The organism is Nocardia niigatensis NBRC 100131, assembly GCF_000308655.1.
GTDB lineage: Bacteria > Actinomycetota > Actinomycetes > Mycobacteriales > Mycobacteriaceae > Nocardia > Nocardia niigatensis.
This window is the reverse complement of record NZ_BAGC01000055.1, coordinates 47,043-61,351: the sequence shown is the minus strand read 5'-3', so window position 1 is coordinate 61,351 and position 14,309 is coordinate 47,043. Positions and strand designations below refer to the sequence as shown.

The 14,309-nt window shown below is 67.9% G+C and carries 13 protein-coding genes and 1 pseudogene; 6 read left to right on the top strand and 8 right to left on the bottom strand.

The window, feature by feature from the left end; genetic code table 11:
- Positions 1–406: 406 nt before the first annotated feature.
- The 4 genes from ON33_RS26535 to ON33_RS42875 all read left to right on the top strand — a co-directional run bounded on the left by ON33_RS26535 (position 407) and on the right by ON33_RS42875 (position 3,575).
- Positions 407–1,408, top strand: a complete 1,002-nt coding sequence (locus ON33_RS26535) for a TY-Chap domain-containing protein (protein WP_040861813.1) — start codon at positions 407–409, stop codon at positions 1,406–1,408.
- A 264-nt stretch (positions 1,409–1,672) separates the two neighbouring features.
- Entirely contained in the window at positions 1,673–2,257 is a 585-nt protein-coding gene (locus ON33_RS26530) for a DUF1877 family protein (RefSeq protein WP_157184741.1), read from the top strand.
- Positions 2,258–2,343: 86 nt separating this feature from the next.
- Positions 2,344–2,838: a tyrosine-type recombinase/integrase gene (locus ON33_RS26525; protein ID WP_083869321.1), complete on the top strand. Its 495-nt coding sequence runs from the start codon at positions 2,344–2,346 to the stop codon at positions 2,836–2,838.
- A gap of 506 nt (positions 2,839–3,344) precedes the next feature.
- The gene (locus tag ON33_RS42875; RefSeq protein WP_051152830.1) at positions 3,345–3,575 is read left to right on the top strand and encodes a hypothetical protein; all 231 of its coding nucleotides are present in this window, start codon (positions 3,345–3,347) and stop codon (positions 3,573–3,575) included.
- Positions 3,576–3,631: 56 nt separating this feature from the next.
- On the opposite strand, the pseudogene ON33_RS38615 reads toward ON33_RS42875, so the two are convergent.
- Positions 3,632–4,162, bottom strand: a pseudogene (locus tag ON33_RS38615) (ATP-dependent DNA ligase); the annotation flags it as partial.
- Between the two features lie 564 nt (positions 4,163–4,726).
- Between ON33_RS38615 and ON33_RS38610 the strand changes: the two are divergent.
- Positions 4,727–6,880, top strand: coding sequence for an Hsp70 family protein (locus tag ON33_RS38610; RefSeq protein WP_051152828.1), 2,154 nt, complete (start codon positions 4,727–4,729; stop codon positions 6,878–6,880).
- Positions 6,881–7,515: 635 nt separating this feature from the next.
- Here ON33_RS38610 and ON33_RS26505 read toward each other — a convergent pair.
- The 3 genes from ON33_RS26505 to ON33_RS26495 form a co-directional block, all read right to left on the bottom strand.
- Positions 7,516–8,280: an SDR family NAD(P)-dependent oxidoreductase gene (locus ON33_RS26505; RefSeq protein WP_040861810.1), complete on the bottom strand. Its 765-nt coding sequence runs from the start codon at positions 8,278–8,280 to the stop codon at positions 7,516–7,518.
- A 116-nt stretch (positions 8,281–8,396) separates the two neighbouring features.
- Positions 8,397–9,044 (bottom strand): HAD family hydrolase, encoded by a 648-nt coding sequence (locus tag ON33_RS26500; protein ID WP_040861809.1) that lies wholly within the window; start codon positions 9,042–9,044, stop codon positions 8,397–8,399.
- 24 nt (positions 9,045–9,068) lie between these two features.
- Positions 9,069–9,635: a hypothetical protein gene (locus tag ON33_RS26495; protein WP_245550718.1), complete on the bottom strand. Its 567-nt coding sequence runs from the start codon at positions 9,633–9,635 to the stop codon at positions 9,069–9,071.
- Positions 9,636–9,771: 136 nt separating this feature from the next.
- Between ON33_RS26495 and ON33_RS26490 the strand changes: the two genes are divergently transcribed.
- Positions 9,772–10,479: an AIM24 family protein gene (locus ON33_RS26490; RefSeq protein ID WP_040861808.1), complete on the top strand. Its 708-nt coding sequence runs from the start codon at positions 9,772–9,774 to the stop codon at positions 10,477–10,479.
- 6 nt (positions 10,480–10,485) lie between these two features.
- Here ON33_RS26490 and ON33_RS26485 read toward each other — a convergent pair whose 3' ends face one another.
- Genes ON33_RS26485 through ON33_RS26470 form a run of 4 tightly spaced genes read right to left on the bottom strand, consistent with a single transcriptional unit; the run spans position 10,486 to position 14,294 of the window.
- Positions 10,486–11,361: a sirohydrochlorin chelatase gene (locus ON33_RS26485; RefSeq protein ID WP_083869319.1), complete on the bottom strand. Its 876-nt coding sequence runs from the start codon at positions 11,359–11,361 to the stop codon at positions 10,486–10,488.
- Between the two features lies 1 nt (position 11,362).
- A complete protein-coding gene (locus ON33_RS26480; protein ID WP_040861807.1) occupies positions 11,363–12,652 on the bottom strand; it encodes a sulfate adenylyltransferase subunit 1 in 1,290 nt (429 codons plus the stop codon).
- Entirely contained in the window at positions 12,652–13,605 is a 954-nt protein-coding gene (gene cysD, locus ON33_RS26475) for a sulfate adenylyltransferase subunit CysD (RefSeq protein WP_040861806.1), read from the bottom strand. Before cysD ends, ON33_RS26480 begins: the two co-directional genes overlap by 1 nt.
- A complete protein-coding gene (locus ON33_RS26470; protein WP_040861805.1) occupies positions 13,584–14,294 on the bottom strand; it encodes a phosphoadenylyl-sulfate reductase in 711 nt (236 codons plus the stop codon). The genes cysD and ON33_RS26470 overlap by 22 nt, the downstream gene beginning before the upstream one ends.
- Positions 14,295–14,309 lie beyond the last annotated feature (15 nt).

Below are 14,309 nucleotides of genomic sequence, written 5' to 3'. Positions count from 1 at the left end.
CTTGCTTGATCCAGGCATGATCGCCCGGACGAGCGCAGCGTAGCCGCCGGTGGAACAGTTTTGAATTAGATTCGTTTCACAAATATTGGGGCATTGACAGCACCGGCTTGACGATGCCTACGACAACCGCCCCGTCTACGGCGTGTGCATCGATGAAGTCCGAAAGCACTGAGGCAGGCTGTATCGCGCCGAGACTGCTCCAGACACACTCGCGACATCGTGACATGCCGCATACCGCGCTGACCGAACCGGCCAGCGCACGGCATCGGAAGATCAACGGGCAGAGCGCCGTACGGCCGCCGGCAGTGCGCGCTCATGCCGATGAGCGGGAGATCAGCGGTGTCGGTCGGCATCGTTATGTTGTCGGTGTCCGAAGAGTTCGGTGACCGAGGAGTTATGGGGAAACGTGGTCGACCACAACTGGGAGCGGTTGCTCGAGGAACTGCCGCTGTATCTGTATCCGTACCCTCCGGGTGAGCATGAGGGTGCGCTGCTCCAGATCCGTGATGTCGAGACCGGGTATCGAGTGCTGTTCCGCGACAACGGCGGTGTCGAGGTCATGGTTCCACTCCCCGACGAACCGGAAGAGAGGCGGCGTTTGGTGGAGATCCTCCGGACGCATCGCACGACCAATGTCGGGACGCTGTATCTGACCACCGGGGAGGTGATCCGCGCCGAGGACGGACCGATGTGGGGTCCCTTCTCGGTGTTCGAGTATCCGGGCGACACGGCGGTGCGTGAAGTCTCGACCGCGTGGACCGACATCGACAGATTCCGTAAGGAGGTGGCGGCCGCGCTCGTGGAAATCTTCCGCGATGGCTGGGGCGCCTACCCGCAGCGACTTCGCTATACGGTGGCGAACGACAAGGGTCCTGAGGACGCGTTGTATGGGATCGTCGAGAAGCTGACGGCGGTGGCTCCGGATCGCCCGACCCACCGTGATGCGGGCGAAATCTGCACGAGCTGGGACGATTTCGCCGAACGGCTGGAATGGGCGATCAACACCTTGCCCTACGGTGCAATCCTGAGTCTGTATGCGCCCAGCACAGACCCCGATTACACCATCGTCGAGTTCATCAACCAGTTCAGCATCCACAGCGTGTGCCTGGTGGGACCCGCCTCAACCCGCGACCGTGCGCAGTTGCGGGAACAAATGGGCGGGCTCGGGTGGGAATGGGAGCCGCTGGACGGCGAGGGCGTCGAGTATCCGAGCTGGAGTGCCCCGCCCGTACGAACCTTGGAGGACTCCACGCTGGATAGCCTTGTTCCGCGCACGGTGGCTACCTTGCACGAGGTTTTCGGCGTATCCCACCCGAGCGAACTGACCTTCACCGCGAACGCTCTTACCGACGATCCGACCCTGTCCTACCTTGATGCCGAACTTGGCCTGACACGCCGACAACAGTGAACCGTGCGTTCAAATCGGCACCAGGCCAGATACTTGCCAGAGTGTCCCGCAGGGGACCCGCTGCGTTCTGCTGGCCAGTCGACTGAGAATTTCGGTTCGGACCGCATCGCACGATGTCACCGCATACCGCGCTGACCGAACCGGCCAGCGCCGGGCGGTGGAGATCAACTGGCCGTGCCGATCCGAGGCCGGCGGAACGTCCGCTACTGCCGATTCCAGGAGGCTGTGCCGAGCCGCTGTGACAGTGAAATCTACGATCTCGAGATGGCCCTCGATGCTTGTTACCAAGCAATTCCATACGAACCGCTGCTGGAGCGCGCGATGCAGGATCGCGATGCCGCCGAGGGCGCTGTCCAGTTCTTCGACACCTTGGCCGCCGACGACATTTCGAACTTTTGGGATGAGCCGATCTGCCTCGAGTTGGCGCCGGTCGGTCGTCGGATCGTGACCGAGCGGCCCGGCATTCTGGACCGGAGACTCTCCACGCGGGGATGGGACGCGGTGTATTGGTTGCTCGCGCCCAACCGCCGGAACCAGGAAGAGCAAGATCCGACCGGATTGGCCGAGATCGCAGTGTTCGGAGCTGAGCCCTTCGCTTCGGGTGCGACTGCAACGCAAGGGCTTCCGCTCCGGTTTGTCCGGCCGCCTACTGCGCGGATCGTGGCCGAATACATCGAGAGCAGCCTAGACAGCGCTGCACGGCTCTTCGACGCTGAAGCCATGAAGGCCTCCAGTGTCTACAAAGGTCCGTGGGATCGCGATCACCTGCTCGATCTGCTGGCTCAGTATGCACAGTTGTATCGACTCGCAGCCGACCTGGACGAATGCGTGCTGGTAGTGCTCGACTGAACCAGCGCGGCTCAAACATCCGCTCATGCCGCATACCGCGCTGACCGAACCGGCCAGCGCTGGTCATCAGGACGGTCCAGGTGTAGTTGCCACCGTCGTGCAGCACGGCCCGCGGCGCAATCCGGCCCTCGACCAACGGCGGAGGCGGGCCCATCTCCTGCAACGCCGTGCTCAACCGGTGGATCAAATACCGCACCGCCGCCGGCGTCGACATCGAAGTCCACCGGCTGCGCCACGCGCACGCCATGGAAGTCATGGATTCCGGGGTGACACTCGACGTGATCCGCCGCTGGCTCGGGCACGCCAAGACCGAGACCACCCGAATGTATGGTCAAGCGCGGGATGAACTGGCGGACGACGAAATACGCGCTGCCCGCCGACGGGGTGACGCCGGCCGCCGATCGTTCGGCGACTCCATAGGCCGGGGGCTCCGGGTCGGGAGTGGCTGGGTCCGCGGTCGTCGGGAGCCGTTATTCCCTGGCGAGCCGATGGAGGCTGACGAGGACCGCAATCCCGATTATCGCGGCGATCACGAGCCCCGCCGCCGTACTGCCCGTTACCTTGATCGCGGCAGCGGCTAGCACCATCCAAAGCACAATAACCAGTCGGATCATCAGGTCCCCCACTGAATCAGTCGTTCTCGACCTCTGCGGCGTAATCGGCAGCCCGACAGGACAATCCGGCGTGCCACCGCACACGAACCACAGTCCGACCGGTCGTGCCAAGCCAGCGACCTCACATGCCTACCAGCGCCCGCGAAATCACCTTGTTTCGGGGGACGCGCGAAAATGGTTGGCACCGAAGGAACTTCGAATGCCGTTGGTGAAGGATCCTGACGCAAGGCGGCGGGGCTGCGCGCGGCACCGCGAAGGCAAATGCACCCCCTTGTCACTGGCGGCAGACTTCAGACTCGCCGATACCTCCGCTGCCCAGCAGTCGCGCTGGGTAGCGCATGCAGTGCCAGGACACAGCGCGGCCCGGACGCCGTTCTCCGCAACGTCCGGGCCGCGCTGTATTTCGGCATCCAGCATGCAGGGACCATCACGGCGACAGGGTCGAGATCGGTTCGAAACCCGCGAAACGACGGGTGTCGGAGGATGCATTCTTCGCTGACCTCCCGGCGCTGGATATCGGCGACGACCGCACCAACGCACCGCCCGTGCAATCGCCGCCGTACCGAGTGCAGTGGCGGATCCGCACGCGCGAGCTGATCGAGCGCCGCACACAGCGCCTATCTGGCGCACTCTGTGAAACCCGTTCCGACACAGCCGATGTAGCGCAACGATCCGTCCAATTCATGACCGGCCAGAATCAATGAGCCCACCGTGTCAGCGTGTCCGCCGCTGCCAGGAAGCCACCCGCTGATCAGGGCCTCTAAACTGGCGCGTAGGACCGTCTTTCGCCAAGACGTCGACCGGCCCGACCGATATCGCGAATCCGCCGGCTTGGCCACGATGTCCTCATAGCCTGCCTCGCCCGCGATCTCCAGCAGATTTGCGGATTGGTCTCGCTGCCCCAATTCGGAGGCATCTGCACCCCTCCACCCGACAGCTCGAGCGTCTCGAGGCGTTCTCTCCGGGCCGTATACGGAAGATCCATCGTCGACCGATGCGCCTCGCGCAGCAGGTCGAACGCGACGAACACCGCTGGCGCCTGCGCGATCCGATGGGTTGTCGCCCGCGTGTGCATCCGTTGCTGCAACCGGCTGTAACTCGGTGCGCCCGACGCGCCGAGTACCACGATCGCCCCGTCCAACAGCAGCCCGTCACGCTCGCGCGCCGCATCCAGCACCGCCGCAGTCACATAGGGGTAGGTGCCGGTGATCTCACGCAGTGTGCGACTCCAGATCCGGCACACCCTGTCCTCGCACAGGATCAAGGCCCGCTGCCCAACGAACTTCAGCTCATATTTCCAGGCAGGAGAGGGCGGTGGCGGCGGCCGCCCTCTCTCTGAACTAGGTCGTCGCGCCTATCGGAACTCGCCGTTTCCCATGGTGGGTGAACGCCCTATGCCGCGTTTGCTCGCGACGACATGTCCGGTAGTAGAGGCGATTTCATCGCGAATCACGGCCGGGAAAGCGGCTCACGTGGGATGTTCCAGGGCAGTTACCGACCAGTGACCGGCAATCCATCCTCCCGTACTGACGTAGCGGTTTTATTTTTCGGACACTACTCGCCTACCGGTCGGTATGAATCGTTTGTTCGCTGAGTTGTAGCTGTTGAGCAGGACTGTTCGGTTGCTTCTTCCTCGCAGGCCGATCTGATCTTGCTCGGACGGTTACCTGACCAGTAGATTCGCCATCTTCGCTACTGGACGCGAAACCTTTTCTCCGGATTCGATATTCAGGTACGCAATCGCCAGCTAACCTGAACGCGCTGTTTGGAAAACGACCGCGACCACATGGTTGGTACGCCCGTGGGCCGTGGTCTCGGTGCGTTGACGGGATAGCAAATGACAGTTGGCTTTGGCATGAGCATCGGCACAGTGAACTCTGTCTGGGCGACCACGGCCGGTGATCGCATCCGGCCCGCGGTGCGCGTTCGCCGGACCGCCGTCACCTTCGACAGCGCCGGTGGCCCACAGATCGGGGGGATTCCCCGCTTCGCCCCGGTGGTCACCGACTTCGCCGATCTCACCACCGAGCCGGATCCGGTGGTCATCAGCGGCCGCATCTGGTCCCCCGCGGACCTGGTGGCGGCCGTGGTGAACGGGCTCATCGAGACCAATGCCCCCGAAGCCCCCGCCGTATCCACTTATCCCGCTTGCTATTCGGACAAGCAAGTCACCCGGCTGCGGCGGGCGCTGGACTGGTCCGGTGCCGCGGACGTCACGCTCATGCCCGAACCGGTAGCGGCCGTGGAATGGCTCGACGCGGAATACGGCATCTCCGAATCCGGGCTCACACTGGTCTACGACCTCGGCGGCAATGCCCTCGACATCGCCGTGGTGCGCACCGAATCCGATCGCGACGAGCGCGGCATCCTCGGGCGCGCCGAACGCTCGTACGACTACGGCGGCCGGCCGCTGGGCACCCTGCTCGCCCGCTACGCGCGCAGCATCGCCCCCGGATCGACCGAGCCCGTCTCGGCCGTGGTGCCCGCCGCCGACACGAATCGCCTGCGCAGCTGGCACATTCGCAATTCACTACGGTTGGTGCGGTCGGTCGTGCACAGAGCCGGACTGCACATGGAGGAGATCGACCGGGTCCTGCTGATCGGCGGTGCGGCCCGCCCCGCCGAGGTGGCCCGCGTGCTCGCCGACCTGGGCCTGCCGGTCGTCATGTCGCCCGACCCGGCGAACACGGTTGCGGTGGGTGCGTCCATCGCCGCCTTTCACAGCATCGACACCGGCTCCGCCATCGCCCGATACGCCCCCCGCGCGGCCGTGATCTCCGGCGCCGCAGTGGCTTCCGCGCTGGCCATGTCCGCCGCCACGGTGCTCGGCGGGCCCGTCGCCGAACCGCCCGGACTGCAGGCCGCCCCCGAACCCGCCGACCCGCCCGCGGGCACCACGGCCCTCGGCACCGGCGATGTCATCCTCGACGACGTCGGCGCCCCGCCCGGCACCCGCTCCCACGCCATCGCCACCATGGCCGCCGTCCGCGCCTACTCCCCGCTGGCCTCGACCGTCACCCCCACCTGGGTCAACGGCCACCCCCTCGACTCCACCGGCGGCGGCAACCACTGCGAAACCCGCACTGTCACAGCCCCGGTCGTCACCACCTACGGCAACCCCGCGCAGTTCACCAACCCCGTCCCGTTCCAGAACCCGGCCTTCCCGGGCTGGCATGTCGGCTCGGGCTCCGGCGTGATCCCCAAGGTCAGCGCCCCGGGCACCGTCCCCGGAACCATCCCCGGCGCAGCGCAACCCGGCACTCAGCCTGGTGCGGGTCAGCCTGGCGCGGGTCAGCCCGGCAGTGGGCAGCCCGGCGGCACGACTCCCGGAAGTACCTCGGGCGGAACCCAGCCCGGCACCCCTGGTGGAACAACCTCCGGCGACGGAACCACAGGCGGCTCGACCTCCGGCGGCTCCAAACCCGGCACGTCGACCGGCGGCAACCCGGGTACCTCCACCCCTGACGGCGGTGCAACCGGTGATCCGGTGGGCGCCAACACAGGTGGCGGCGCGCCGGGCGGATCAACCCATGGCGGAACAAATCCCGGTGGCCCGAACCCGGGCGGGTCGAACCCTGGTGGCTCCAACCCGGGTGGCTCGAACCCTGGTGGCTCCAACCCGGGTGGCTCGAACCCTGGTGGCTCCAACCCGGGTGGCTCGAACCCTGGCGGCTCCAACCCGGGTGGCTCGAACCCCGGCGGCTCCAACCCGGGTGGCTCGAACCCCGGCGGCTCCAACCCGGGTGGCTCCAATCCCGGTGGAAGCCATATCGGCGCAACATCTCCCGGCGGCTCGAACCCCGGCGCGGGCAGCCCGGGTGGCGTGACCGGAGGCGGCACCAAGTCCGGCGGCGCCAACACCGGCGGCGCCTACGGCGGCGGCGCGCCGAAGGGCGGCATGGGCAGCCCCGGCGGTTCCACGCCCGGCGGCAGCCACGGCGGCATGGGCGGCGGGGGAATGGGTGGCGGCATGGGTGGCGGCGGCAAGGGCGGAGGTGGCCACCACTGATCCCCGGCGGCACTGTCTACCTCGTCGGCCGGTGACAGACAGGAACAACGTTCTCGCTCTGATGGATTCGCAGTCTTCACTCGTTCCACCGATGCCTGAGGGCGGCAACGATTCCGACCTGAGCGGACCAACGTCGCCTTCATGCGGGACGGCGAGCCCGCACACCCCGTGCGTTCGCGGTGCACCCGCCACACGCGGCCCGAGCCGCAGCGGTCCCCGGCTCCGTTGTTGTCTCCGCAGGTAGCCGATCCGGCTGCCATGGCGTTAGCGGCGTTGGTCTTCGGTGGGCGGCATCCGGTAGACGGAGGCCGGGCGATCGGTCCGAACCGTTGTGAGCGAGGGATTTCGGGCGAATCCCTGACCGGCCATGTCGTCCCGTACGCCAGGGAGGTCGAGCGGTGGGGTTTCACCATCGGCCCGCTCCCCACGGTGACGAGGGTAGCCGGTGGGACTGACCTACCCGCCCCACCTCGTCCCCGGGCCCGGGCGAGCGCGGGCCCGTCCGCATCGATCGATGGTGAGGGAGTGGGGGCGAATGGGGACCTGCGGGTTCCGCTTCCTCCTCGTCGAAAGTGACCGGCCCACAACGCGTTTCCCGTGCCGGGGCGCGGTGGTGGGCCGGTCGCGGGTCGAGGTCAGCGGGCGGTGAAGCCGCCGTCGATGGCGAGGGCCGCGCCGGTGATGAAGCTCGCCTCGTCGCTGAGCAGGTAGGCGCAGAAGGCGGCGATTTCCTCGGGCCGGGCGATGCGGCCGAGGGGGTGCAGGGCGGCGATGGCGGCCTCACCCTCCGGGGTGGCGCCCATGGAAGCGCGGAAGGCGGGCGTGTCGACCGCGCCGGAGACCAGGGCGTTGACGCGAATGGCCTGCTCGGCGGTTTCCATGGCGACGGCCCGGGTCAGGCCCACCACACCGTGTTTGGCGGCGACATAGGGCGCGACCTGCGCCATACCGACGACGCCGAGGTTGGAGGCATTGTTGAGGATCGCGCCGCCACCGGAAGCGGTCAGCGCCGGAACCTGGTGACGCAGGCCGTAATAGACGGCGGTGAGGTTGAGTTCCAGATCCGCTCGCCACCCGGTCTCGTCGATGTGCTGCACCGGTCCGAAGGCATTGACCGCGCCGGCATTGTTGAAAGCCGCGTCCAGACGGCCGAATTCGGTGATCGCGGCCGCGGTGAGTCGCTCCACGTCGGCTTCGACGGTGACGTCGGCAGGCACGAACAGCGCCCGTCCGCCCGCGGCGCGCAGCTCCGCCGCCATCCGGTCACCGGCATCCTTGCCGCGTGCTCCGAGTACCACGCTCCCGCCCTCGGCGGCGATCCGTCGTGCGACGGCCGCGCCGACTCCCGAGGTGGCGCCGGTGATCAGAACAACCTTGCCATCGAATCGTGCATCCGTCATGACTGTGGTCCCCTTGTGGTAGAGCGGTTTTCGTTGACGCGTCATAGTCAACGCCGCGGGAGGGGTGGCCGCTGGCGGAAAGCGGCCGTCACGCTTGATGTGTCATATAGATCGAATCAGGCGGGTGCGAGCAACTCCGGCAGCTCGTCGAGTCCATCGATGACCGTGGCCCGCGCCGCCTCCGGCTGTTCGGCGGTCAGATAACCCCAGGGCCCGCGCCGGATGAGCACCGGCATCATCCCCGCGGCCAGGACCGGCAGCACGTCATTGTCGACCCGGTCCCCGACATAGCAGATCTCGCCGGGTACGACCCCCGTCACCTCCGCGACCCGGGTGAAGAACTCGGGATCCGGTTTCTCCAGCGCCCATTCGGCCGAGGTGTACACCGCGTCCACCGGCAGCGCCATCCGCTCCAGCGCCGACTTCGCCTGCGGCGGCTGGTTTCCGGCGATGATCACGGTGACGCCGCGCGCCCGCAGCTCGCCCAGCGCCCGCCGCACATCCGGGTAGAGGTCGTCGGCGTCGAAGTTGTTGCGCAGGCTGTCCGGTTCCTCGGCGGCCCACGCGATCTGCTCGGCCTCCAGATCGAGGCCCGGCCGCACCAGATCGAAGGCGTCGGTGAGGGGCCGCCCGGCGGCCGCCATGCCGCCGATCACACCCAGGAACGCGAAGCGCGGCACGCCGAGCCGGTCGGCCCAGCGGCACCAGATGCGCGTCTCGTCGATCAGCGTCTCACCCACATCGAATACCGCAGCCTTGATCATTCGCCCAGCGTATCGGGCCGTCGTTCAGTGTTGTGCGTTGAGGAAGCCGATGGCGGTCGCGCCCCACCAGCACAGCTGCGACACCAGTCCGGTGGCCGCGCCCCAGGCCAGGAGTCGTGGCGTGAGCGGGATGTCGCCGCGGGCCTTCAGCCGGCGGTTCAGCGCACAGGCCTGAATCCCGTTGAGCGTCAGAACCAGTACCAGCGCCAGTTTGGTGCGGGTCATGGTGGAGGCGAGGTTCGGTTCCAGGACGCAGCCGCTGGCGACCAGTCCGGCCAGGCCCAGCCAGATCGGCGCGTGCAGTCGGCCGACCGCCCGCAGGGTCTCGGCCAGGCCGAGACGTCCTGCGGCCCACCGCAGGACGAAGGAGTCTGCCATGAGCACTCCGCCGAAGCCCACCACCAGCGAGGCCAGGTGAACGAACAGTCCGCCGGTGTGCACGGCGGGGCTGGTGGTGACGTGAGCGGCGATCCAGACGGCGGCCGCGAGGGTTCCGGTGGCCAGCAGCGCCGCGGCGGAAACGATTCGCCACGAATCGTGCGGTAGTCCCGCCGCGCCGGTGTGGTACCGGGCGTCACTGGTCTGGAGCATGGCTGAGCCTTCTATCAAGTAAGGGAAGCCTAAACTACTAAAAAGATGGTCCGGGTGGCAAGTCGGCAACGATCCCGCGGCGGCGGGCGCCGGGGCACACTGGTGTGAGTTGTCGTGCGCGGGAGGGGAGTACCTGATGGACGCCAGGATTCGCGGCACCGTGATGCCGGTGCTGGAGGTCGCACTCGATCCCGGTGACCGGCTCATCGCCGAGGCCGGCCAGCTCTCCTGGATGACCGACGCCATCCGCATGAGCACCTCCACCCGCGGCGCCGCGGGCGGCGTCTTCGGCGCGGTGCGCCGCGCCATGGCGGGGGCGGGCCTGTTCATGACCGAGTACACCGCCCACCGCGAGCCCGGCCGCGTCGCCTTCGCCGCCAAGCTCCCCGGCCAGATACTGCCCATACCGATCGGCAAGGACCGCGAATACCTGGTGCACCGACACGGATTTCTCTGCGCCGCGGGCGATATCCGGGTGGCGCTGAGCTTCCAGCGCCGCCTCGGTGCGGGCATCTTCGGTGGCGCGGGCTTCACGCTGCAGCGCCTCAGCGGTGACGGCTATGCCTGGGTGGAGCTCTCCGGCGAGGTGATCCACTACGATCTGGCCGCGGGGGAGACCCTGCGCGTGCACCCCGGCCACGTCGGATTGTTCGATGCCTCGGTGAATTTCGACATCACCATGGTCAAGGGCATTCGCAATGTCCTCTTCGGCGGCGACGGCCTGTTCCTCGCCGCGCTGACCGGTCCGGGCCGAGTCTGGTTGCAGTCCTTGACCATCACCAATCTCGCTCACTCGCTGATCCCGTATCTCCCCATCCCGGAGGTCGGCGCCCAGCAGCGCTGATCGGTCTCAGGCCGAGAGTTCGAGCGGCAGCGCGGCGGTGGCGTAGCGGTCCAGCGCCACCTCGGCCAGCAGGGGATGCGCGCCGATCGTGTCGGCGTGCGGCAGGTTCGGCAGGGCGTCGCGCAGCCGGTCGGTCAGCAGGCCCGGCGCGAGGAACCAGGGCGCGACCAGGATTCGCTCGGCCCCGCGCGACCGCAGCCGGGCGAAGGCCCTGTCGACCGTGGGCTGGGTGGTGGCGAAGCAGATTTCGGTATCCCAGCCGGTCATGGCGGTCAGCAGGCGCGCCACGTCACCGGTTCGGATATTGGCCGCCGCGGACGAAGAGCCCACGGCGGCAACGGCAATGCCCCACCGCGGACGGGGATGTCCGAGGCGGTGCGGTGAGGTGACATCGGTCAGGGCAGGCAGGTCGTCCGCGGTCATGGCCGCCACCACCCGATCCCGCAGCGCGATGATCAGATGCGGATCCGGGCCGAGCACTTCGGCCTGGGTCAGCCGCAGCCGCGGATGCCGGGCGCGGGCGGCCTCCAGCATCCCGGGCAGATCCACCCGGGCGTGAAAGGCGCTGCCCAGCAGCAGCGGAACCACGACCGCGTGCGAATGCCCGTCGGCCGCAACCTCGTCCACGACCTGATCCAGCGAGGGCGTACTCAGATCCAGGAACGCCAGGCGCACATCGAGATCCGGCCGCTGGACCGCGATCCGCGCGACCACGGCCCGCATGGTCGCGGCCGAACGCGGGTCCCGGCTGCCGTGCGCCACCGCGATGAGCGCGGGCGCGTCGGCGAGCCGGAAGGGGCGGCTAGGACCGCCGCGCACCGTGGACAGGGTCGCTCCGCCCGGCGGGACGGCCGGAACTGCGCCGTTGCCGGGCGGATTCATCTCAGGCCCCGACTTCGACCGCGGTCAGCGCATCGCCGACCAGGCCCGCGGCCAGGGTGTTGCCGCCCGCGGGATCGATCAGCAGGAACGACCCGGTGTGGCGGTTGACGCTGTAGTCGTCGGCCACGATCGGGTCGGCCACGCGCACCGAGATGCGGCCGATGTCGTTGAGCGACAGCGACTCCGGGTTCGGGTCGGCGGCCAGGTGCTGCTCGTCGAACCGCTCCAGCAGTCCGCCGACGATGGCCTGGGTGGTGCGGGTGCCGTGCTTGAGGAGCAGGCGCGCGCCCGGACGCAGCGGCTTGTCGCCGAGCCAGCAGACGGTGGCGTCGAAGGCATCGATCGGCTCGGGGGCGCCGGTGGCGGCGGCGATCACGTCACCGCGCGAGACGTCCACGTCGTCGGCGAGGATCAGGGTGACGCTGCGGCCGGGCTGGGCCGAGGCCAGTTCGCCGTTCGGGGTGTCGATGCGCTCGACGGTGGTGCGGGTGCCGGACGGCAGCACCACGACCTCGTCGCCCTTCGACACCAGGCCCGCTGCGACCTGACCCGCGTAGCCGCGGTAGTCCGGGTATTCGGCGGTGCGCGGCCGGATCACATACTGCACCGGGAAGCGCAGGCCCACTTCGTGGCGGCCGTGCGCGTCCGCGTCCACCGGCACCGACTCCAGGTGCTCGATGAGCGAGGGACCGTCGTAGTACGGGGTGTTCTCCGAGCGCGAGGCGACATTGTCACCGTGCAGCGCGGAGACCGGGATCTCCTGCACGTCGTCGGCCGACCAGCCGAGTCTGGCGGTCAGCTCGGCGAATTCGGAGGTGATCTTCTCGAAGACGCCGGCCGGATCGTCCACCAGGTCGATCTTGTTGACCGCCAGCACCAGCTTCGGCACGCCCAGCAGCGCCATGACCGCGGCGTGCCGGCGGGTCTGCTCGATGACACCCTTGCGGGCGTCGACGAGCAGGATCACCAACTGTGCGGTGGACGCGCCGGACACCGTGTTGCGGGTGTACTGCACGTGTCCCGGGGTGTCGGCGAGCACGAAAGACCGCTTGGGCGTGGCGAAGTAGCGGTACGCCACGTCGATGGTGATGCCCTGCTCGCGCTCGGCGCGCAGACCGTCCACCAGCAGCGACAGGTCCGGCGTGGACAGCCCCTTGTCGACCGAGGCGCGGGTCACCGCGTCGATCTGGTCTGCCAGCACGGACTTGGTGTCGTACAGCAGGCGTCCGACCAGGGTGGACTTGCCGTCGTCGACCGATCCGGCGGTGGCCAGTCTCAATAGGTCGGACATCAGAAGTAACCCTCTCGCTTGCGGTCTTCCATGGCGGCTTCGGAGACGCGGTCGTCGCCTCGGGTCGCGCCACGTTCGGTGAGCCGGGACGCGGCGACCTCGGCGAGGATCGCGTCATTGTCGGCGGCGTCGGAAATGATTGCGCCGGTGGTGGATCCGTCGCCGACGGTGCGATAGCGCACCGACTTGATCAGCAGCTCCTCGCCCTCGGCCGGGCCACCCCACACACCGGGGGTCATCCACATGCCGTCGCGCTGGTACACCGGGCGCTCGTGGGCGTAGTAGATGCTGGCCAGCTCCACGTCCTCGCGGGCGATGTAGCGCCAGATGTCGAGTTCGGTCCAGTTGGAGATCGGGAACACGCGCACGTGCTCGCCCGGAGCGTGACGGCCGTTGTACAGATTCCACAGCTCGGGGCGCTGCCGCTTCGGGTCCCAGCGGCCGAAGGCGTCACGCAGCGAGAAGATGCGCTCCTTGGCGCGCGAACGCTCCTCGTCGCGGCGACCGCCGCCGAAGACCGCGTCGAAGCGGTTCTCGTTGATGGCGTCCAGCAGCGGCACGGTCTGCAGCGGGTTGCGGATGCCGTCCGGACGCTCCTGCAGGCGTCCGTCGGCGAGGTAGTCCTCCACCGACGCGACATGCAGTCGCAGGCCGTACTTCTCGACCACCTTGTCGCGGAAGGCGAGGACCTCGGGCAGGTTGTGCCCGGTGTCCACGTGCAGCAGCGCGAACGGCAGCGGCGCGGGCCAGAACGCCTTGATCGCCAGGTGCAGCAGGACGGTGGAGTCCTTGCCGCCGGAGAAGAGGATCACCGGCCGCTCGAACTCACCCGCCACCTCGCGGAAGATGTGGATGGACTCGGATTCGAGCGCAGCCAGGGTGTCGAATTCCGCCCCGAGCGGAGCGAGGACATTGGACTCGGCGAGAGAGGTCATGACGCGTGCAACCCGCATTCGGTCTTGGCGAGGCCGGCCCAGCGGCCGGATCGCGGATCGGATCCCGGTTCCGGCTTCCGCGTGCACGGAGCGCAACCGATGGAGGGATAGCCCTCTTCCACAAGGGGATTGACGAGAATGCCGTTGGCCTCGATGTAGGCCGCCATCTCGTCATCCGACCAGGCGGCGATCGGGTTGATCTTCACCAGGCCGAAGCCCTCGTCGTAGGAGATGAGGGGTGCGTTGGCGCGAGTCGGCGCCTCCACCCGACGGATGCCGGTCACCCAGGCGTTGTATCCGACGAGGGACTTCTTCAGGGGGACCACCTTGCGCAGGCGGCAGCATTCGGAGGCGTCGCGGGCGAACAGATCCTTGCCCAGCAGCTGATCCTGTTCGGCCACAGTGGTTTCCGGCTGCACGTTCACGATGTTCACGCCGTACACCAGTTCGGCCGCATCCCGGGTGCCGATGGTCTCGGCGAAGTGATAGCCGGTGTCGAGGAACAGCACGTCCACGCCCGCGCGGACCTGCGAGGCCAGCTGCACCAGCACCGCGTCCTGCATGTTCGAGGCGACGATGTAGTTCGAGCCGAAGGTGTCCTCGGTCCACTGCAGCAGCTGCTGCGCGGTGGCGTCGGGACCGAGCTCGGCATTGCCCTTCTCGACGAGGGCGCGCAGCTCGGACTCAGCGAGTTTCGTTGTGGTCATTGATGTTTCTCCCAA

What these genes read in the sequence shown, in the direction of transcription:
- ON33_RS26530 (WP_157184741.1), top strand. Translation starts at nt 1,673, where the DNA reads ATGGCCCTCGATGCTTGTTACCAAGCAATTCCATACGAACCGCTGCTG.
- ON33_RS38610 (WP_051152828.1), top strand. Translation starts at nt 4,727, where the DNA reads ATGAGCATCGGCACAGTGAACTCTGTCTGGGCGACCACGGCCGGTGAT.
- ON33_RS26505 (WP_040861810.1), bottom strand. Translation starts at nt 8,280, where the DNA reads ATGACGGATGCACGATTCGATGGCAAGGTTGTTCTGATCACCGGCGCC.
- ON33_RS26500 (WP_040861809.1), bottom strand. Translation starts at nt 9,044, where the DNA reads ATGATCAAGGCTGCGGTATTCGATGTGGGTGAGACGCTGATCGACGAG.
- ON33_RS26495 (WP_245550718.1), bottom strand. Translation starts at nt 9,635, where the DNA reads ATGCTCCAGACCAGTGACGCCCGGTACCACACCGGCGCGGCGGGACTA.
- ON33_RS26490 (WP_040861808.1), top strand. Translation starts at nt 9,772, where the DNA reads ATGGACGCCAGGATTCGCGGCACCGTGATGCCGGTGCTGGAGGTCGCA.
- ON33_RS26485 (WP_083869319.1), bottom strand. Translation starts at nt 11,361, where the DNA reads ATGAATCCGCCCGGCAACGGCGCAGTTCCGGCCGTCCCGCCGGGCGGA.
- ON33_RS26480 (WP_040861807.1), bottom strand. Translation starts at nt 12,652, where the DNA reads ATGTCCGACCTATTGAGACTGGCCACCGCCGGATCGGTCGACGACGGC.
- cysD (WP_040861806.1), bottom strand. Translation starts at nt 13,605, where the DNA reads ATGCGGGTTGCACGCGTCATGACCTCTCTCGCCGAGTCCAATGTCCTC.
- ON33_RS26470 (WP_040861805.1), bottom strand. Translation starts at nt 14,294, where the DNA reads ATGACCACAACGAAACTCGCTGAGTCCGAGCTGCGCGCCCTCGTCGAG.